The following is a 19,947-nucleotide window of genomic DNA, read 5'->3' on the forward strand; positions in this document are numbered from 1 at the left end:
CAAGCTCTGTCCGATAAGCCCTGGCAAGACGGGGCTTTCAACATGGGCGGCGAATCTTGTAATCCTGGGAATAGTTGTTGTCGTGAGCCAGAGCGGGTGGCCTCATTTTCGGCGGGTCCGGAGACTTTTATTCACGAGGGACAGGGGGACCCGGAGCCAGGACCCGCCGTTTCGTCTTTCTATGTTGATTCTGCAACAAGCTCCAGTTTTGATTACTTACAACTCATTGGCGGTGGTGGACCAACGTCTACTGCCGCTTCTCCTGGTGCGATTGGGGGTGGGGAAACCCCGCCGTCCACCCCGCCCCCGCCGCCGGGAGGTTCTTCGGGAGGGAAAGAGGATCCGCCGGAAGAGATCCACCGCTCGGCCGCAGAAACCCTGGCCCTCATTCGGGGATTACTGGTGGGACCGGCCCTGCCGGTGGGACCCGGTGTTCGTTATCCCATCCTGAATCGGACAGAGAGGGGAAAACTGGTCGGGCACAACCGGAGTCTTCACCGCCCCTTTATCTTGGGTGAGGGGTTTACGACCGTTGGGAAAAATCGGGGGGCGATCCTTGCCGTTCAAAGAGAACTAGACCGGCGGCCTGCCGAGGATCCTTTCCAGGTCCTCGTTATCGGTGCCGGCCTTCACGATCCGGCGACGGCTGATTCCCCCTGGGTTCGGGATCGGCATCCGGAGGCCTACAGAATTTTAGAATGGGTGGCCCTCCTGGCGCAGAAGAGACCGGACTCCCGCATTGATGTTATCGACAGTAACGGGGAAGTGGCGGCCTATTTTGAGAAATTGTCCCGCGAAGAAGAACATCGTTTTACTCTTTTTGTCTCAGAAGATCTTTTGCCCTACGCAAGGACCGTTTTTGGAAGATTCTGGCAGGAAGTTACAACAGATGATGAGGGGGATCTGCCGGGGGAGGCAACGCATGCCTTTGAAGTGACCCTTCCCCGAGAAGCCCTCGCCATGGTTCATTTTCAAAGACAGTCTGTGGTCCATCCATTGCCGGCGACTGGCTATGACGGGGTCGATTGTGAGAATGTCCTTTATTACCTGAAGACCGATAACCGCTTTGATCGGGATGCCAATGATTACCTGTCGGCCCTCGCACTGCGGAATATTGTCCTTAATCTTCGAGAGGGGGGATGGCTCTCTGCCAATTTTCTTGGAGATCCGGTCCGAACAGGGGCATTAGGGTTGGAGGGGGTCAGGGGGGTAGAAGATTTTTACCGTTTTCGCGGTGTCAAAAACATCCCTTATCTGGAACGCCGGGAAGAAGGGAGATGGTCTCTCCGGATTCCGGAAACTTCCAGTCTCACCGCCGTAGAGACAGAAAGACCACGATTTACGGCGGCCGGCGCGTTGCGGGATGAAAGGGGTCTCACAACTCCCGCACTGCCGGAATTGATTGAGGAAATCGCCCGTGAAATAGCCTCTGATTTTTACGAAACCGGAAGGGCTGGACTTTTATCCCTGGAATCCCTGGATGAGGGAATGGGGGGTTGGCGGGTTGGCAGAGGTGAACGATTGAAGGATCGATTGGATCGGTTGAGACGGGAGTATGATATTGATGCCCGTCTGGAGGCCCGTTCAGCCCGGCGGGGCGATATTGCCGATTATGCCGGAGAACTCGACCGGATCGCCGAAAGATTTCGTGACGAAGTGATCCGGCGCCTCGGAGAGGATCATTCGATCAGTTTTGACCCCTCCGGTTTGAGGGAGTTGGACCTTTCCTATCGAAGGTTTGTGGTCGAGTTGTGTCAACATTGGGAATCGATACGATCGTTTGCCCATTATCATTCAGAGGAGATTGTCTTTGTCCTCCAACTCTTTGGTGTGGTTCCCGAATTGGAACTTTCAACCCTGGAGGCGCTTGTGAGGAGAGAGCAACCCTCTCTTGCCGGTTCATTGAATTCAAGCCTGACCTATTTACGAGGGATGGGGATTCTGACCATGACGGTTACGCCTGAAGGGGTGGTGATCTACCGGTGTCCCACCGCCGCTCAGGGCGGCCGGTTGAGATCACCAAAAGGCCCTGTTCCCTTACCCGACCCTGAAAGACAAGAGGCGGTCAAGGCCTTTGTCAGGGAGAGTTTGAAAAGAGGACGGTCGGGACCAGGAGAGCTTTCTTCAACAGAAACGGAAATGGCACTCCGAAATCTGGGCAAAGTCCTCCGCCTGGTCTATGGTTTTGATCCCTATGTCTCTTATCTCGACACTCATCTGGCAAATCATTTGGCCACCCCTTTATTGGGGGAGAGACGCCTTTTGGGGGCCTTGGATACCCTGCAGTTTGTCCTCCGCTGGATGACCCGCAACGGGGATGAAATGGAGGCGGTTGCCGGCCGGTTGGAATCGATCTTTGAGATTCATGATCCTGAGGTGATGGGGAGGGGCAACTTTGTCAACAGCCCTGAGGCGATGGTCGAGGCTTTGGTCCTTCTTGCGGATGGCCTTCGAAATTACCGCCGTGAACGGGCTATTTCCCGTCCGACCAGTTCCTTTAAAGATTATCTCACCGTGGCCGGGTGGGAAGCGGGCAGGACGCTGGTTGTGGAAAACTCCCCCGGGTTTCCTGTCGGCCGTTCCTTTTTGCATGAAGCCCTTCCTGTGGAAGCGGTTGGTGTCGACTTCGCCAATGTCGATCTTGATAAAAAACGACCGACTCGTCTCGTCTGGCATCGTGCCGATCCGGCTGAATTTCACGTTGAAAGGGGGGAGTTGGTGGATCGCCTCCTGATTCCGGATTTTGAGAAATCCCTCCTGCCCCCCGATTACCCGGTTTCTGACGCGGACCGGTTGGTGGAGATGGGAGTTCATCGGCGAGGGGTTGTTGGTCTGGGACTGCAGGCCTTGAGAGCAGGGGGAGAGTTCGTGCTGGAGACGGAGGATCGAGAGCTTGCCGAGGCGGTCAAGGGGGGTTTGAAGGAGGGAGGTTTTTTTAGGGAGGCCAGGGTTGTTACCAGAGAGGGGTTTTTTTTCCCTCTCCTGACAAAACGTACTTTCCTGGTTGTAGCGAGGCGGCGAGAGATCTCCTGGTCCCCAATCCCGGGGAGGGAGGGACCGAACTCTGGACGGGTTGTTACTTCTCAAGGAGGGCCTTATTCCGGAACCGTGCTCGATTGGGTCGGTCATGCCGACTACCACCAGGTCAGGGCTCTTTATGAACGATATCAAAGGGAACGATTTGGAAAGGGACCGGCAGAACTCTTTGGATCTGCCGGCATAGTCAACCATACCGATCGGGTCATCTTTGAAGAGGCGGAGAGGTTGATCGCGGCGCTGGAAAAGGGAGAAACAGGATTTGAAAGAGAACTTTCCCGGATTGAGAATTTAGCCCTTTTTTACAGAGAGGTCTCTGATCGTATGAACCAGCGTGGTTTTACCGTTACCCAGGAATTGGTGTTCCTCCGCGTTCGTCAGCAACGGAGCGACCTCACTTTAAGGCTGGCAAGGATTCTGGACCGGGATGACGACGATCCTTCCGGATCAGGGGGGGGAACGGGAGGGACACTCGCTCAAGGATCGATTCCCCCGGAGGAATTGGTCTCTCCTTCCGACCCTTCTTTTCGGACTTTTCCTTTGGGTGATTCACCCAAGGGTGACACACCCTTGCCAGGGCAGGACCTTTTGACACCGGCGGCACGCCTTTTTTTAAGAGAGACCGACCCGAGTAGCCGCCTGCCGGAGGGCTCCCTGGAGAGGGCGATTCACCCAAGGGATTTGGCAAGGGTACGCTGGGAACGGGTTAATCCTTTGTTTCGGTAAACTCGGCATCCACGACATTGTCGTCTTTGCCTTTGTCCCCGGGTGAATCACCCTTGGGCGAATCGCCCTCGGGTGAACCACCCTTGTCGGCCGCCTTGTAGAGCGCCTCGGCCATCTTGTGAGAGGATTTCATCAGAGATTCTGAACTCTTTTTGATCTCGTCCGCCTCTCCTTTTTCCACCGCCTTTTTGCAGTCGGCTATCGCGTCTTCGATCTCCTTGACGAGGGAAATCTCCAATTTATCTTTATTTTCACTGAGTGTCTTTTCGGTCCCGTAGACGAGGGCATCGGCCTGGTTTCTCACCTCGATCTCTTCCTTCCGTTTCTTATCTTCCCCCTCGTGGGAGGCGGCCTCTTTGACCAGCTTGTCGATCTCCTCCTTGGAGAGGCCGCTGGAGGCGGTGATCGTGATATGCTGTTTTTTATTGGTGGCATTATCCTTGGCGGAGACGTTCAGGATCCCGTTGGCATCGATGTCAAAGGTGACCTCAATCTGCGGCAGGCCACGCGGGGCTGAGGGAATTCCGTCCAGAACGAAACGGCCCAGTGTCCGGTTATCCTTGGCCATCGGTCGCTCCCCCTGAAGGATATGGATCTCCACCGAGGTCTGATTGTCGGCCGCCGTAGAGAAGACCTGACTCTTTTTCGTAGGAATGGTGGTGTTTCTTTCAATAAGCGCCGTGGAAACACCCCCCAGGGTTTCGATGCCGAGGGTCAGGGGGGTTACGTCGAGGAGGAGCAGGTCTTTGACTTCACCGGAAAGCACACCGGCCTGGACAGCGGCGCCGAGGGCGACCACCTCATCCGGATTGACTCCCTGATGAGGCTCTCTCCCGAATAATTTTTTAACCTCTTCCTGGACTCGTGGGATCCGTGTGGAACCACCCACCAGGACCACTTCGTGGATGTCTGAGGCCTTCTTCTTGCCATCAGCCAATGCCTTTTTGCACGGCTCTAAACTCCGGAGGATCAGGTCCTCACAGAGCGCCTCCAGCTTGGCCCGTGTCAGCCGGATGTTCATATGTTTTGGACCGGAGGCATCCGCGGTCAGGAAGGGGAGGTTGATCTCCGTCTCCAGCACGCTGGAGAGTTCAATCTTGGCCTTCTCCGCCGCCTCTTTCAGACGTTGCAGGACCATCTTGTCACGGGAAAGATCGATCCCCTGATCTTTCTTGAATTCGGCAATCAGGTAATCGATGACCCTGTGGTCAATGTTGTCACCGCCGAGATGGGTATCGCCGTTGGTGGAGATGACCTCAACGACATTTTCGCCGACCTCCAGGATCGAAATATCAAAAGTACCGCCGCCAAAGTCGTAGACGGCGATCGTCTCGTTTTTCTTCTTGTCCAGACCATAGGCCAAGGCCGAGGCGGTCGGCTCGTTGACGATCCTTAAAACTTCAAGCCCGGCGATCTTTCCAGAATCTTTAGTCGCCTGCCGCTGGCTGTCGTTAAAATAGGCGGGGACGGTGATCACCGCCTGAGTGACCTTTTCCCCAAGATACGATTCCGCCGCCTTTTTCAGCTTCATCAGGATCTTGGACGAGATATCGGGGGGGTTGTACTCCTTTCCCTGGATGGCCACGAGGACGTCTCCGTTGGAGTTTTTGTTGACTTTGTAGGGGACCATCTTCATCTCTTCGGAAACCTCTCCGTACTTTCGTCCCATGAACCGCTTGATGGAGTAAACGGTGTTGTCCGGATTGGTGATCGCCTGACGCTTGGCGATCTGGCCAACGAGCACCTCCCCATCCTTGGTAAAGGCGACCACCGACGGGGTGAGCCGCGAGCCTTCTTCGTTGACGATGACCTTCGGCTCTTTCCCCTCCATCACCGCCACGACGCTGTTGGTGGTTCCGAGGTCTATCCCTATGATTTTAGGCATGATTTCTCTCTCCTTTTTACGCTCGCACCAGTTAAACTGGATGCTCGCTTGGGGTTGCAGGCGTAATTTAGGCATGAAATCCGGTTTGTCAAGGAGGGACAGCTTTCCCCCCATCCTGTGTTGACTTTAAAAAAATAGCGATTAGTTTACCCCGATGGCGAAAAGGGATTATTACGAGATCTTGGGTCTTTCCAGGGAGGCGACCCAAGAAGAGATCAAAAAAGTCTATCGCCAGCTGGCCCTCAAATACCATCCCGACCGGAATCCCGGGGACAAACAATCAGAGGAAAAATTCAAGGAGGCGGCCGAGGCTTACGAAGTCCTGGCGGATGCCGAAAAGAGGGAGCGCTACGACCGTTTTGGTCATGCCGGTTTGAACGGCACCGGGTTTCACCCGTTTACCAATGTGGACGATATTTTTTCCTCCTTCGGGGATATCTTTGAGGACTTCTTCGGTTTCGGAGGGAGTTCGAGGGGGCGTCGGGGAAGAAGCCGGCGCGGGGGAGACCTCTCCTGTGAGGTCGGGATCGAGTTCCTGGAGGCCTGCACCGGTCTTGAAAAGAAGATTGAGATCACTAAAAAGGAAAAATGCACCGCCTGTCACGGTAGTAGGGGGGCGGCCGGTTCCAGCCGTCAGACCTGCCTTCAGTGTCAGGGGAGCGGCCAGATTGGGCACCGTCAGGGGTTCTTTGTGGTCAGCGCCACTTGTGACCGGTGTGACGGGGAGGGGACGATTCTCAGCCACCCCTGCGCCGATTGCCGTGGTTCCGGGTTGGTCAAAAAAACGAAGAAACTCTCCATCAAGATCCCGCCCGGGATTGATAACGGTGTTCGGCTCGTCCTTCAGGGAGAGGGGGAGGCCGGTCAGGATGACGGGCCGTCGGGGGATCTGTATGTTTTCGTTCGTGTGGGAAGCCACGATTTTTTTGAAAGGGACGGGGATACAATCTACTGTGAGATTCCTGTTTCCATGACCCAGGCGGCGTTAGGCGGTGAGATCGAGGTGCCAACCCCTTATGGCAACGAAAAGGTCAAGATCCCGAAGGGGATTGAAAATGGAGAGACGATTGTGCTGAAGGGAAAAGGTTTCCCGCACTTAAGGGGCCAAAAAAAGGGAGATCAGGTCTTGAAAATCCTGGTGAAGACCCCGAGGCCCCTGAATAAACGTCAGGAGGAACTGCTCCACGAATTTGCCGTGCTTTCCGGTGAAGAAGGGGTGACACCCCATTCCCCCAAAAAGAAAAAGGGGTTTTTCAGTTGAATTACGAAGAAGCCAGGATTCGGACCGGCCCCGCCGGCGAGGGTTTTTCCCTCTATTATCAAGCCTGGCGTGTCTCTTCACCGAAGACAATCTTGATCTTTGTCCATGGCCTCGGTGAACACAGCGGCCGGTACAAAAATCTTGTTACCTATTTTTCCCCACGAAACTACACCCTCTATGGTTATGACCAGAGGGGGCATGGCAAGAGTCCGGGCCCAAGGGCTCATGTGGACCGGTTCGACCTTCTTCTGGAGGACCTCGATCAACTCATCCGGTTTGTCCGAAAAAATGAACAATGCCAAAAACTCTTTGTCATCGGTCATAGTTTCGGCGGTCAGGTGCTCTTGAACTACTGTCTGGACTTTCCGGGGAATATGGATGGCGCTATTTTTTCCTCTCCCAATATCCGGGTCGCCTTTCCGATTTCGCCGCTCAAGGTCAGGCTGGCCCATTTTGTGGATCGATTTTTCCCGGAACTGTCGCTTCCGAATGATCTGAATCCGGATCATATTTCGCACGACCCTGCGGTGGTCAAGGCCTATACCAGTGATCCCCTTGTCTCAAAAAAGATTACCGTTCGTTTGGGAAAGGAGATCCTGGATAACCAGGCGGTGTTGATGAACAGGGCAGGGCAGTTTGATACCCCCTCCCTCTTTCTCCATGCTGGGGATGACAAGATCTGTTCCCGTCCGGCCACCGAAGAATTCTTTGACAAGATCCCAATTTCGGATAAAGTCCTGAAAACCTACGACGGTTTTTATCATGAGCTGTTCAACGAGATCGGTCAGGAGAGGGTCTTTGGGGATATCGAACGATGGCTCGAACAAAAATTAAAATTGTAGGGGCACTGGTCGTTGTTCTTTTCTCTTTGATGGCCGAGGCCCGTTCCCCTTATAAAGCGGCCCTCAAGAAATGGACCGAGAAAGATTCTGCCTATTCCTGGGATAATTTTGAGGCCCGGATGGTCTGGCAGGCCACCTATCAGGGGGCTGAATTTCGCAAGGCACGGGTGGAGGAGCAGGCCCGCATTTACCAGTTGAGGGAGGAGGAAAAAGCGGCCCTGATGAAGAAGGAGGAAGAAGAGTTGGCGGTCTACGACGATTTCTTTGTCGCACTCTATACCGGCAGTGGTCAGTGGTCCGATATCGGCAAAGATCTCAAACTCTGGAGAATCGTCCTGGCCCTTCCCGATGAAAGAGAAAACTCTTCCCCCTCCATTGAGGTTGTCAAATCGGGCGAACTGGAGCGAAAATTTTACCCCTATATTGACAAGTGGTCACGGACCTTCCGGATCCGCTTTGCCAAATTTCTGCCACCGGAGACGAAAGAATTTTCCCTCAGGATGATCGGGATCCCGGCGACGTCAACACTGGAGTGGAAGGTTAAATAACCGTATCCTTCTCAAACTCCCGCCTGGTTTCAGGATGATCAGTATTATAGTGGAGTCCTCGACTTTCCTTTCTTGCCTGGGCGCATTGAATGACCAGATCAGCGACCGTGGCGATATTGCGAAGTTCCAGGAGATCACTGGTTAAGCGAAAATTCCAATAATACTCCTTGATCTCTTCCTGGAGCAGGTCAATTCTCGCCTTGGCTCTTGCCAGCCTCTTGTCGGAACGAACAATACCCACATAGTGCCACATCAGACGCCGGATCTCTTCCCAATTGTGGGTGATTACAATCTGTTCGTCGTTTTCAGGGGCTCGCGTCGCCCCCTCCACCGGCAGAGCCGGATGGAGCCTCCCCCTCAACGGCCCTTCGGGCCTGTATTCTTTTATTTCTTGGATTGCTGCTTTTGCGGCCCGTTTAGCAAACACCACCGCCTCCAGAAGTGAATTGGAGGCGAGGCGGTTTGCCCCATGGAGACCGGTGCAGGAGACTTCACCAGCGGCATAAAGCCCACCGATGCTGGTTTTTCCATCGCTGTCGGTGACAACCCCTCCACAAAAATAGTGGGCCGCCGGGACGACCGGGATCGGCTCCGCTGTGATATCGACCCCGTAACGAAGGCACTGGTTGTAAATATTGGGGAATCGTTCCTTGATAAAGGAGGCCGGCTTGCCGGTGATATCGAGGAGGACGTAGTCGTCCCCTGTTCTTTTCAGTTCGGAGTCGATGGCCCGGGCTACGCTATCGCGAGGGGCCAATTCCTTTTGCGGGTGGTATTTTTGCATGAACGGTTCGCCATTCTTCAGCCGGAGTGCCGCTCCTTCACCCCGGACCGCCTCTGAAATTAGAAAACGTCTCCCGTTGGATGAATCACTCTTCGGATAGGAATCTCTGGTGTTAAAAAAACAGGTCGGGTGAAATTGCACAAATTCAAGGTTACCCATCCGGGCCCCGGCCCGGTAGGCCATTGCCATCCCGTCACCGGTGGCAATATCCGGGTTTGAGGTATAGAGGTAGACCTTTCCGGCCCCGCCGGTTGCCAGAAGCGTAACCTTGGCCCGGATTGTTTTCACAACCTTTGTTTTTTGATCGAGCAGGTAAAGTCCGAGACAGGCCTCACCTCCTGCCTCCGGCGGTCTAATCCCGAGTTGACGACTTGTAATCAGATCAATTCCAAAATGATGCTGTAGCATGGAGATATTTTTATTTTTGGCAATAAGGTTGAGGAGCGCCCGCTCTATTTCGGCGCCGGTCATATCCTGGGCGTGCAGTATCCTTCGCGCTGAATGACCCCCTTCCCGTCCGAGATCAAACTCCTCTTTATTTTTTCTGGTAAAGGCAACACCCCGCTCAACCATCTTCATCACTTCCTGGGGCCCTTCTTCAATAACCATTCGGACAACCTCAGGGCGGCAGAGCCCGGCGCCGGCGTTCAAGGTGTCCTGAATATGGGACTGAAAAGAATCCTGGGAACTGAAGACAGAGGCGATCCCCCCCTGGGCGTAATTGGTATTCGATTCAGCCTGATCTTTTTTGGTGACAACGATGACGGAGCCCTGTTCAGCCGCTTCCAGGGCAAACCAGAGGCCGGCGATCCCACTGCCAACCACCAGAAAATCAGTTTCTAATTCCATAGTGGTTCCTCTAATCTTCATTGCCTTGGATGTCAAATAGTGGTACTCAGCCCGGTTCCATGGCATGGCTCGAGAAGAAACCGTTCTTTCGTCGGCGCCGTTTTGAAAGAAAAGAATTCCTGGGTCTTCCCAATTACCTCACCTATGGGAGGATCGCCGCCATACCGGTCATTGTCTTCCTCCTCATGAGTCTCCATCCGGACGGGGGAAGGGTGATTCACCCAAGGGTTTACCACTGGGATCATTTTGCCAGTTTTTTGGCCACCGTTATTTTTATCGTGGCCGCCTTGTCGGATGTGGTTGACGGGTATTACGCCCGTCGGTACAACTTCACCAGTTCCTTCGGCAAATTTTTGGACCCGTTGGCCGATAAGCTTCTTTCCACAGCAGTCCTGATCCTCCTCATCCCGATTCGCCGGATTGCGGCGTGGGTTGTCCTGATACTGATCTCCAGAGAGATTGCCATCACGACCCTCCGTGCGATCGCCGCCGATGAGGGGATTGTGATCGCCGCCTCCCGATGGGGGAAATACAAGACGGTCATGGAAAACTTTGCCCTCGGGTTTTTCATTTACTACTACCCGGCCCTCGGCCTCAATACCCGAGCAATCGCCAACATCCTCATCGTGATGACGATCCTCCTTTCCCTCGGTTCCGGAATCCACTACATCATCGGCTTCTTCAGGGAGGTTTTTGCAAAGGGTGATTCACCCAAGGGGATTTCCAGTTGACGGAAGCCTCTAAATCGGCTACATTATTGGTAATTTAGCTCCTCCTAACTGTTATGAATAAATCAGGGTTAGTACAAACGATTGCCGACAAGGCGAAATTGACGAAGAAGCGAGCTGAAGACTTGGTTGATCTCATCTTCAATTCCATGTCCGAGGCGTTGCTCCAGGGGGACAGGATCGAGATCAGGGGGTTCGGCAGTTTCGTTGTGAGGGTTTACGAGTCCTATACCGGGCGCAACCCGCGCACGGGAGAATCGATCCAGGTCAAGCCGAAGAAACTTCCCTTCTTCAAGGTGGGCAAGGAACTCAAAGAAAAGGTTGACGGCAAAATTGCAAAAAAGTCTCCAGCCGGCGAGTAGAGAATACCCATCCCTCCTCAAAGAGATCCCCCAACCTCCCGCTGTTCTCTATTATGAAGGAGAGCTGGATTGTCTCCAAGAGCCGGCCATCGCCATTGTCGGATCGCGACACCCGAGCGAGTACGGAAGAACGGTTACTCTCCGTCTTGCCAAAGAGATTGCGGAACGAGGGATCGTCGTGGTCAGCGGTTTTGCCCAAGGGATTGACCTGATGGCCCATCAGGGGGCCCTTGAAGGGGGAGGGAAGACGATTGCCGTCCTGGGTGCCGGGCTTGATATTGATTACCCGCGCGGGGATCAGGTTTGGAGGAGGGAGATTCGCCAAAAGGGGCTGTTGCTGACAGAACTACCCCCCGGAACACCGCCTCTTTCGCACAATTTTCCGTTGAGGAACAGGATCATCAGCGGACTCTCTTTGGGAGTGGTTGTGGTTGAGGCTGCACTCAACAGCGGCTCATTGATTACCGCCCAATGGGCTTTGGAACAAAACAGGGAGATCTTTGCCGTGCCTGGTCCGGTCGATTCCCCCCAATCTTTCGGGCCTCACTCCCTCATCCAGAAAGGGGCGAAGTTGGTTCAGCGTGTGGAAGATATTCTGGATGAGTTTCCTTTGTTTCAAGTCAAACAGCCCCAACGGGATGTTGAGAGGGGCGACGCGAGCCCCTGTGGAAAACCCCTTTACAATCACCTCAAAGAAGAGGAGAAGAAGATTCTTTTGCAACTGACCCCGACACCCAAATCGGTGGATGAGATTATGAGGCGAGTCAACATGGAAAGCGGCGCTGTCTTGGCAACACTCCTCTCGCTTGAACTCCGCGGCGTCATCCAGCAACATCCGGGCAAGCAGTTCAGTATTCTTAGGGAGGGTTCTTGAAAAAGACGCTTGTTGTCGTCGAGTCGCCGGCCAAGGCGAAGACGATTTCAAAATACCTGGGTTCCCAGTTTTCCGTAAAGGCCTCCGTAGGGCATATCAAGGATCTCCCGAAGGGGAAACTGGGGGTCGATCTTGAAAACAGTTTTCTCCCGACCTACGAGCTCATTGCTACCAAGAAGAAGGTGGTTGATGAATTGAAAAAGGCGGCCTCCGGTTCGGAGACAATCTTGCTCGCCCTTGACCCTGATCGTGAAGGGGAGGCGATCGCCTGGCATGTTGCCGAAGAACTCAAACCGGCTAAAAAAGTGAAAGGCGCGTCACCCGCGATTCACCGGATACTCTTTAACGAGATCACCAAAAAGGCGATCACCGAATCGATCAAGAAACCTCTGGCACTGGATAAGTCTCTTTACGAAGCCCAACAGGCCCGTCGTGTTTTAGACCGGCTTGTCGGTTATCAGATCAGTCCGATCCTCTGGGACAAGGTCCGGCGCGGACTCTCCGCCGGCCGTGTCCAGTCGGTGACCGTTCGTCTTGTTTGTGAGAGGGAACGGGAGGTCAAGGCCTTCAGTCCGGTAGAGTATTGGACCCTCGCGGCCCAACTCCTGGGGAGCCAGGAGCCTGCCTTCCTTGCCCGTCTGATCACGCACGGTGGCAAAAAGATGGAGGTTTCAAAAGAGGTCGAGAGCCACAAGATTGCGATCGACCTCAAGAAGGCCTCTTTTAAACTCTCCAAGATTACCAAAAAGGAACGAAAGAGATACCCGCTCCCCCCCTTTATCACGAGCAAACTCCAGCAAGATGCCTCGCGCAAACTCGGATTTTCGGCCAAGAGGACGATGATGATTGCCCAACAGCTCTATGAAGGGGTGGAAGTGGGGGAAGAGGGGTCCGTCGGGTTGATTACCTACATGAGAACCGATTCCACCCGTGTCTCCGACGACGCCATCGGTGAAACGAGACAATTTATTTCAAAACAGTTTGGTGCCAATTTCCTGCCCGAAAAACCGATCTTTTATAAAAACAAAAAAGGGGCGCAGGATGCCCATGAGGCGATCCGGCCAACGAGCGTTGGCTACCACCCGCAGGAGATCAAAAAATATCTCGATCCGGATCAGCTCAAACTCTACGACCTGATCTGGAAGAGATTTGTCGCCTCGCAAATGGTTCCGGCTGTTTTTGACCAGACCGCCTTTGACATCGAGGCGGCCGATTATGGCCTGCGGGCCAATGGTTCCGTTATGAAGGAGCCGGGGTATACCGTTGTCTATCATGAGGACCGCGAGGAATCCGAGGAAACTGAGGACGAGGGAGAGGGGGTTTTACCCATTCTTTCCGAAGGAGAACTGCTCAAATTGCTTGACCTTCAGGAGGAACAGCATTTTACGGAACCACCTCCCCGTTTCACTGAGGCCTCGCTGATCAAGGAGTTGGAGATTAAGGGAATCGGTCGTCCCTCAACCTATGCGGCGATCCTCTCCAACATTCAGGACAAGGAATATGTCAAGAAGGAACAGGGCCGGTTTTACCCGACCGACTTGGGGTTCATCGTCAATGACCTGTTGATTGATAATTTTCCGGATATCTTGAGCGTTGAATTCACCGCAAAGATGGAGGAGGAGCTGGACGAAGTCGAAGAGGGGCGTCGTTCCTATCTTCAGGCGATCACCGATTTCTATGGTCCGTTCAGCAAGACGCTTATTTCTGCCAAGGAGAACATGAAAAATGTCAAGAGGCAGGAGATTGCTACCGAACTGGTATGTGACAAGTGCGGCAACCCGATGGTGATCAAGTGGGGACGACGGGGAGAATTTATCGCTTGCACCAACTACCCGGCCTGCAAGAACACGAGGGAGTTTGAACGGAAGGATGACGGAAAGATAAAACTCTCCAAGCTGGAGGTGACCGGCGAGTTTTGCGGGACCTGCGGTTCACAGATGGTGATCAAGAGTGGACGGTTCGGAAAGTTTCTCGCCTGTTCCAAGTATCCTGAGTGTAAAACAAGCCGCGCCATTTCGTTGGGGATTACCTGCCCCCTGTGCAACGGGAAGATTGCGGAACGGCGGACCAAGAAGGGGAGGGTCTTTTACGGTTGTACCAGTTATCCCAAATGCACCTACGCTACCTGGGATCGTCCTTTAAAGGAAGCCTGCCCTCAATGCGGTGCGACGTTTTTACTCCTCAAGTCTTCCAAGAAGAGTGGGGACAAGATCAGTTGTCCCAAGGAATGCGGTTTTACCCGCGAAGAGGGAAAGGTGTGAAAGAGTCGCAGGTGAAAGAGTTTTTGGAGGGATTGAGGCATGAAAAGAGGGCCTCGCCGCATACCGTCTTAAGTTATCGAAGGGATCTTGAAGAGTTTGAAAAATTTCTTTCGAAGGGTCGGGCCCTATCTACAGCCTCCGAATTGGATGTCCGTGGATTCGTCGGATTTCTGTTTTCTAAAAAGAATCAGGCCGCTTCCATTGCCCGAAAGATTTCTGCGATCCGGAGTTTCTACCGGTACCTTCAGAGAAAGGACCTGATTGCCCAGAATCCGGCCAAGAGAGTCCCGACACCCAAACTGCCCAAAAGGATGCCCAAGTTTTTGACCGTTGACGAGGTCGATGCGATCATGAAAAGCGCTTCCGGGTCCGATTGGAAACCGGTTCGGGACAGGGCGATCCTGGAGATGCTCTATGCCACCGGTCTGCGGGTGAGCGAGGTTGCCTCGCTGCACCTTGAGAATATCGATTTTAAAGAAGGGATCGTCCGGGTAATCGGCAAGGGTTCCAAGGAGCGGTTGACGATTATGGGGTCGCAGGCTCAATTGGCCCTTGAAAAATACCTATCAATCAGGGCAAAGGTACTGAAGAGGCCTGCTGAGGCGAGTTCCCTCTTTCTGAACAGAAAGGGGACTCTCCTGACACCGCGGAGTTTGGAACGGCTTGTTTCTTTTTATGCGCTCAAGGCGGGGATCATGAAAAGGGTGACGCCCCATATGTTCCGCCACAGTTTTGCGACCCATCTCCTGGATGGCGGAGCCGACTTGCGCGGGATCCAGGAACTTTTAGGACATGCCAGTCTTTCGACGACGCAAAAGTATACCCATGTGAGTCTGGATCGACTCATGGAGGTTTATGACAAAACACATCCGAGGGCTTAAAGAGGGAACGGGTCCTGTAATTCGTTCTACCACGATCCTCGCGGTCCGCCGCGACGGCCAGGTCGCCTTTGCCGGGGACGGTCAGGTCTCTCTGGGGAATACCGTTCTGAAATCAAAGGTGGTCAAGATCCGAGCGATGAAAGAGGGAAAAGTCCTGGCCGGTTTTGCCGGTTCTACGGCGGATGCCCTGACTCTCTTTGAAAAGTTCGAAAACAAGTTGGACCAGTTTAACGGCAATCTCACGCGGGCCGCCGTCGAGCTGGCCAAGGATTGGCGGACGGACAAGATCCTCCGGCGGTTGGAGGCGCTCTTGATCGTGGCTGACAAGGAAAAAACCTTTACCATTTCCGGGACCGGCGACGTGATCGAGCCGGATGATGGGGTGGCGGCGATCGGTTCCGGGGGGATGTACGCCCTGGCGGCGGCCCGTTCCCTGCTTCGTCATACAAAGTTGACGGCCCGTGAGATTGCCGAGGAGTCTTTGAAGATCGCTTCCGAGATTTGCGTCTTTACCAACAACCAGTTGACCATCAAAGAAATAACCAAATGAGTCAGTTTACCCCCAGAGAGATTGTTTCCGAACTCGACAAGTACATCATTGGTCAGAAGAATGCGAAGAGGGCGGTCGCGATCGCCCTTCGGAACCGCTGGCGTCGGCAACAGGTCCCGGAAGATTTGCGGGATGAGATCGCCCCCAAAAATATCATCATGATCGGGCCGACTGGTGTCGGGAAGACGGAGATTGCCCGGAGGATCGCCAAACTGGCCAATGCCCCCTTTATCAAGGTGGAGGCCTCCAAATTTACCGAAGTCGGCTATGTTGGCAAGGATGTGGAAAGCATGATTCGGGAATTGATGGATCTCTCTGTGAAGATGGTGCGGGAAGAGGAGAAAGAGCGGGTTCAGGTAAAGGCCCAGGAGTTGGCCGAAGAAAGGTTGCTGGATCTGCTGGTTCCGGTGGTGAATCGGAAGAGAAACACGCCGGCCTTTACCATGGCCGGGGTTCCGCCCCCCCCGGAAGTGGCGATTGAAGAAGAGGAAAATCGTGAAAAGGTAAAGGGGCTCCTCCGTTCCGGCAAGCTGGATGATCGTGTGATTGAAGTCGAAATCAGCTCCCCTCCGATGCAGATGGTCGAGATTATTTCTTCCGGAGGGGGTGGCATGGAAGAGATGGGGATGAATTTGAAGGATATGTTTGCCAATATCATGCCCAAATCGCGCAAGAAGAGAAAGATGAAGATCTCCGAGGCACTTCTGTTTCTGACTCAGGAAGAGGCGGCTAAACTGATTGATATGGATAATGTCACCCGCCAAGCGATCGAAAGGGTCGAACAGAACGGGATCGTTTTCTTCGATGAGATCGATAAGATTGCAGGACGGGAATCGGGGCATGGGCCGGATGTTTCGCGCGAAGGGGTTCAGAGAGATATTCTGCCGATCGTCGAAGGCTCCACAGTTTCCACCAAGTACGGGATGATCAAGACGGACCACATTCTTTTTATTGCGGCAGGGGCCTTTCATGTCTCCAAACCTTCCGACCTGATTCCGGAACTTCAGGGACGATTCCCGATCCGTGTGGAACTGGAGTCCCTGACCAAGGAAGATTTTGTCAAGATTCTCACGGAACCGGCAAATTCCTTGACAAAACAATGCATTGCCCTCATGAAGACGGAAGGTTTGACTCTGGAATTAACGGGTGACGCGTTGGAGGAGATCGCCAATTTTGCGGCACTGGTAAACGAGAGGACGGAAAATATCGGTGCGAGAAGATTGCACACCATCATGGAAAAGGTCCTGGACGAGATCTCATTTACGGCCCCTGAATCACGGAAGAAGGAGATCACTATCAATGCCAAATACGTCAAAGAAAGGCTGGCTGATGTCGTGAAGGATGTCGATTTAAGCCGGTATATCCTCTGATGGAAGCGCTTATTGAAAAAGCCTCCGTCTTGATGGAGGCGCTCCCGTATATCCGCAAGTTTTTTGGCAAGACAGTTGTGATCAAATACGGCGGCGCCGCGATGGTCGATGATTCCCTCAAAGAAGGGTTTGCCCGTGATGTTGTCCTGATGAAATATATCGGTCTGGAACCGGTGATCGTCCATGGCGGCGGTCCACAAATCGGAGAGTATCTCAAAAAGATGGGAATCGAGTCCAAGTTTCACAACGGTATCCGGATCACGGATGAGCAGACGATGGATGTTGTGGAGATGGTCCTGGTCGGCCTCATCAACAAGGAGATAGTGGCCCTCATCAACAAACAGGGGGGAAAGGCGGTTGGGCTTTCCGGTAAGGATGGTGGTCTGGTTCGGGCCAAAAAGGTCCCCAAAGAGAAGGTCACTTTTGACAAGGAAGGGGTCTCCGAGATTATTGATCTTGGCCGCGTCGGGAACGTCAAGGAGGTTAACACCGTTGTCCTTCAGGCATTGCAGTCCCAAAATTTTGTGCCGGTGATTGCCCCTGTCGGTGTAGATCAGGAGGGGGAGGCCTTGAATATCAATGCCGACTTGATGGCCGGCGCGATTGCCGGCGCCATGAAGGCCGAAAAACTGGTCCTCTTAACCGACGTGGACGGGATCAAGAATCGGGATGGCAAGCTCCTTTCGTCACTGAAAACCAAAGAGGTTCAAGGCCTCGTTGAAGAACAGGTGGTCCAGGGAGGGATGATCCCCAAGGTCAAGAGTTGTGTCAAGGCGTTGGAGGCCGGTGTGAAATCGGCCCATATCATTGACGGGCGTGTCCAGCATGCCCTTTTGCTCGAGATTTTTACCGACAAAGGTGTCGGAACGGTTATTGCATGAAGACCGATCAGATTATCGCCCTCTCCCAAAAATATATCATGAATACCTATCCGCGGATGCCGGTCGCTCCGGTGAAGGGAAAGGGGTGCTGGCTCTGGGATGCCGATGGAAAAAAATACCTCGACTTCTTTTCGGGGCTTGCCGTCACCAATTTGGGCCATGCCCACCCCCGCGTGAGTTACGCCATCTCCAAACAGGCGGGAGCTCTCCTTCATGTGAGCAATCTTTTTCAGATTGATCATCAGGCGGCGTTGGCCGAGAAATTATGCCAGAATTCTTTTGCCGATAAGGTTTTCTTTTGTAATTCGGGGGCAGAGGCGAATGAGGCGGCGGTAAAGTTGGCCCGGAAATGGGGAAAAACCCACAAGGACCCCGACTGTTACAAAATCATCACCATGGAAGGTTCATTTCATGGTCGAACGCTCGCGATGATCACCGCGACTGGTCAGGAAAAAATCAAAAGAGGCTTCGAACCACTCATCCCCGGTTTTCAATATGTCCCGTTTGGAGATATTGTATCTTTGAAGGAGAAAATGGACAACACAGTTTGTGCCGTCATGATCGAACCGATTCAGGGGGAAGGGGGGGTTCGGATGGCGTCGGTCGATTACTTCAAAGAGCTCCGTTCTCTTTGCAACGAAAAGAGGATCCTTTTGATTTTTGACGAGGTCCAAACCGGTATCGGTCGGACGGGGACCCTCTTTGCCTACGAACAATTGGGGATCGAGCCAGATATCATGACGATTGCCAAGGCTCTGGCCGGAGGACTCCCGGTCGGGGCGATGTTGGCGAGAGACTTTGTGGCCGATACCTTTCAACCGGGCGATCATGCCGCCACCTTCGGCGGCAATCCTTTTGTCACCTTTGTGGCAAGCACTGTCCTGGAGACCTTGTTCCAAGAGAGGCTTTTGGACAATGTCAGGGAAGTAGGGAGGTATCTCCGAAGCGGTCTGGAGGGATTGAAAAAGAGGTACCCTTTTATCAAGGAGGTGAGGGGACAGGGTCTTCTTCTGGGTTTGGAGCTGGAGACCGAGGCCAAGCCTCTTGTGATGGCCTGTCTCGAAAGGGGGCTGATCCTCAATGCCGCTCAGGAGAGGGTTTTGCGGATCCTCCCCCCGTTGATTGTGAGCAAAAAAGAGATTGATCAGGGGTTAAAAATAATGGATGAGGTCTTTAGAGGAATATGAAAAAGGATCTTCTCACTCTCTTGGATCTGGATGCGGAATCGCTTCACGCCATTCTGCAACAGGCCCGGTCTTTTAAGAAGGAAAGAAAAAAGCAAAAAACTTCCGATATCCTTAAGGGGAAAAACGTCGCCTTAATCTTTGAAAAACCGTCCACACGGACCAAGGTCTCTTTTGATATTGCGGTGAATGAACTCGGCGGACATTCGATCTATCTGGATGCCTCGTCCTCTCAGCTGGGAAGGGGGGAGACCTATTATGACACCGGCCAGGTTCTTTCGCGGTACGTCCACGGGATTGTCATGAGGACCTCGGCCCAGAAAAATCTTGAAGAGTTGGCCAGGGGGGCCTCGGTGCCGGTTATCAACGCCTTGTCCGATCTTTCGCACCCCTGTCAGATCATTTCAGATTTATTTACAATTCAAGAAGTTAATAAAGATTTATCAAAGTTAAAGATTAGCTATATTGGGGATGGAAATAATATCGCCAATAGTTGGATCACGGCCGCCATTCTAGTTGGCTTCGAGCTCAATATCGCAACCCCGGAAGGGTATGAACCGTCTGCTTCCATTCTCAAAGAGATCGGGAGAGAGAGGCATTCTCATATCCATATCGGCAACGATCCTGTTGTTGCCGTGAAGGAGGCCGATGTGATCAATACCGACACCTGGTTTTCGATGGGACAAAAGATTTTAGATGAAAAAAACAGGGTCTTTCAGTCTTTTCAGGTGAATGCCAAACTGCTCTCTCATGCCAAAAAGGGGGCGATCGTGTTGCACTGCCTTCCGGCCCACCGGGAAGAGGAGATTACGAGTGAGGTGATGGACGGCCCGCAATCCCGCATCTGGGATCAGGCGGAAAATCGATTGCATGTCCAGAAGGCTATTTTGGAAATATTATTGAAGAGGTAGGGGTGTCCGCCTCA

General features: G+C 53.3%; 16 protein-coding genes. 14 read left to right on the top strand and 2 right to left on the bottom strand.

Annotated features, from left to right (window positions below):
• The first annotated feature begins 96 nt into the window (after positions 1-96).
• Positions 97-3,762 carry a hypothetical protein gene (locus tag HYS22_02175; protein MBI1908960.1) on the top strand — a complete coding sequence of 1,222 codons (3,666 nt, stop codon included), beginning with the start codon at positions 97-99 and terminating at the stop codon, positions 3,760-3,762.
• Here HYS22_02175 and dnaK read toward each other — a convergent pair.
• Positions 3,743-5,647: a molecular chaperone DnaK gene (dnaK, locus tag HYS22_02180; protein MBI1908961.1), complete on the bottom strand. Its 1,905-nt coding sequence runs from the start codon at positions 5,645-5,647 to the stop codon at positions 3,743-3,745. The genes HYS22_02175 and dnaK overlap by 20 nt on opposite strands.
• A 154-nt stretch (positions 5,648-5,801) precedes the next feature.
• Between dnaK and dnaJ the strand changes: the two genes are divergently transcribed.
• From dnaJ to HYS22_02195, 3 genes are read left to right on the top strand one after another with little or no spacing between them, the layout of a single operon-like run.
• The gene (gene dnaJ / locus HYS22_02185; GenBank protein ID MBI1908962.1) at positions 5,802-6,908 is read left to right on the top strand and encodes a molecular chaperone DnaJ; all 1,107 of its coding nucleotides are present in this window, start codon (positions 5,802-5,804) and stop codon (positions 6,906-6,908) included.
• On the top strand, positions 6,905-7,750 hold the full coding sequence (locus HYS22_02190; protein MBI1908963.1) for a lysophospholipase: 846 nt from the start codon (positions 6,905-6,907) through the stop codon (positions 7,748-7,750). The genes dnaJ and HYS22_02190 overlap by 4 nt, the downstream gene beginning before the upstream one ends.
• A complete protein-coding gene (locus HYS22_02195) occupies positions 7,723-8,298 on the top strand; it encodes a hypothetical protein (GenBank protein ID MBI1908964.1) in 576 nt (191 codons plus the stop codon). The genes HYS22_02190 and HYS22_02195 overlap by 28 nt, the downstream gene beginning before the upstream one ends.
• On the opposite strand, the gene nadB is transcribed toward HYS22_02195, so the two are convergent.
• Positions 8,291-9,931, bottom strand: a complete 1,641-nt coding sequence (gene nadB / locus HYS22_02200; GenBank protein ID MBI1908965.1) for an L-aspartate oxidase — start codon at positions 9,929-9,931, stop codon at positions 8,291-8,293. The genes HYS22_02195 and nadB overlap by 8 nt on opposite strands.
• 59 nt (positions 9,932-9,990) lie before the next feature.
• Here nadB and pgsA point away from each other — a divergent pair, with 59 nt between their 5' ends.
• From pgsA to argF, 10 genes are read left to right on the top strand one after another with little or no spacing between them, the layout of a single operon-like run.
• On the top strand, positions 9,991-10,662 hold the full coding sequence (pgsA, locus tag HYS22_02205; protein MBI1908966.1) for a CDP-diacylglycerol--glycerol-3-phosphate 3-phosphatidyltransferase: 672 nt from the start codon (positions 9,991-9,993) through the stop codon (positions 10,660-10,662).
• 53 nt (positions 10,663-10,715) lie between these two features.
• Complete coding sequence (locus HYS22_02210; GenBank protein ID MBI1908967.1) at positions 10,716-11,021, top strand: integration host factor subunit beta; 306 nt, start codon at positions 10,716-10,718, stop codon at positions 11,019-11,021.
• Positions 10,993-11,895 carry a DNA-protecting protein DprA gene (dprA, locus tag HYS22_02215; protein ID MBI1908968.1) on the top strand — a complete coding sequence of 301 codons (903 nt, stop codon included), beginning with the start codon at positions 10,993-10,995 and terminating at the stop codon, positions 11,893-11,895. Before HYS22_02210 ends, dprA begins: the two co-directional genes overlap by 29 nt.
• A complete protein-coding gene (topA, locus tag HYS22_02220) occupies positions 11,892-14,156 on the top strand; it encodes a type I DNA topoisomerase (protein MBI1908969.1) in 2,265 nt (754 codons plus the stop codon). The genes dprA and topA overlap by 4 nt, the downstream gene beginning before the upstream one ends.
• Entirely contained in the window at positions 14,123-15,037 is a 915-nt protein-coding gene (gene xerC / locus HYS22_02225; GenBank protein ID MBI1908970.1) for a tyrosine recombinase XerC, read from the top strand. The genes topA and xerC overlap by 34 nt, the downstream gene beginning before the upstream one ends.
• Positions 15,012-15,587 carry an ATP-dependent protease subunit HslV gene (gene hslV / locus HYS22_02230; GenBank protein MBI1908971.1) on the top strand — a complete coding sequence of 192 codons (576 nt, stop codon included), beginning with the start codon at positions 15,012-15,014 and terminating at the stop codon, positions 15,585-15,587. The genes xerC and hslV overlap by 26 nt, the downstream gene beginning before the upstream one ends.
• The gene (hslU, locus tag HYS22_02235) at positions 15,584-16,957 is read left to right on the top strand and encodes an ATP-dependent protease ATPase subunit HslU (GenBank protein ID MBI1908972.1); all 1,374 of its coding nucleotides are present in this window, start codon (positions 15,584-15,586) and stop codon (positions 16,955-16,957) included. Before hslV ends, hslU begins: the two co-directional genes overlap by 4 nt.
• Positions 16,957-17,838 (top strand): acetylglutamate kinase, encoded by an 882-nt coding sequence (gene argB, locus HYS22_02240; protein MBI1908973.1) that lies wholly within the window; start codon positions 16,957-16,959, stop codon positions 17,836-17,838. The genes hslU and argB overlap by 1 nt, the downstream gene beginning before the upstream one ends.
• Positions 17,835-19,025 carry an aspartate aminotransferase family protein gene (locus HYS22_02245; protein MBI1908974.1) on the top strand — a complete coding sequence of 397 codons (1,191 nt, stop codon included), beginning with the start codon at positions 17,835-17,837 and terminating at the stop codon, positions 19,023-19,025. Before argB ends, HYS22_02245 begins: the two co-directional genes overlap by 4 nt.
• Complete coding sequence (gene argF / locus HYS22_02250) at positions 19,022-19,933, top strand: ornithine carbamoyltransferase (GenBank protein ID MBI1908975.1); 912 nt, start codon at positions 19,022-19,024, stop codon at positions 19,931-19,933. Before HYS22_02245 ends, argF begins: the two co-directional genes overlap by 4 nt.
• Positions 19,934-19,947 lie beyond the last annotated feature (14 nt).

Source organism: Deltaproteobacteria bacterium (assembly GCA_016177765.1).
In the GTDB taxonomy this organism is placed as follows: domain Bacteria; phylum UBA10199; class UBA10199; order JACPAL01; family JACOUP01; genus JACOUP01.